Here is a 240-nt window from a genome sequence, read left to right as displayed (position 1 = left end):
ATGTGTCAGAGCAACTGGAGCTTATCAGCAGCGCCTTTAAGGTTATCGAAACACAACGCCCGAAACTGGCCTGTTGCCGGTGCGACCATATCGTGCAGGCACCGGTGCCTTCAAAACCCATGGCACGCAGTTATGCCGGAGCGGGGCTCCTGGCCCATGTCGTCACCGGAAAATATGCAGCCCATCTGCCGTTATACCGCCAGTCAGAGATATACCGCCGTCAGGGTGTGGAGCTGAGCC

At 57.5% G+C, this 240-nt stretch carries 1 protein-coding gene; it reads left to right on the top strand.

Annotated elements, in window-relative coordinates; all coding sequences use genetic code 11:
* Positions 1-240: IS66 family transposase (locus A7090_RS25600; protein ID WP_157941512.1), on the top strand; the 240-nt coding region annotated here is incomplete at both ends.

Source organism: Escherichia sp. MOD1-EC7003, from assembly GCF_002965065.1.
GTDB lineage: Bacteria > Pseudomonadota > Gammaproteobacteria > Enterobacterales > Enterobacteriaceae > Escherichia.
The sequence above is the reverse complement of the archived record's forward strand: the minus strand, read 5'-3'. Positions and strand labels throughout refer to the sequence as shown.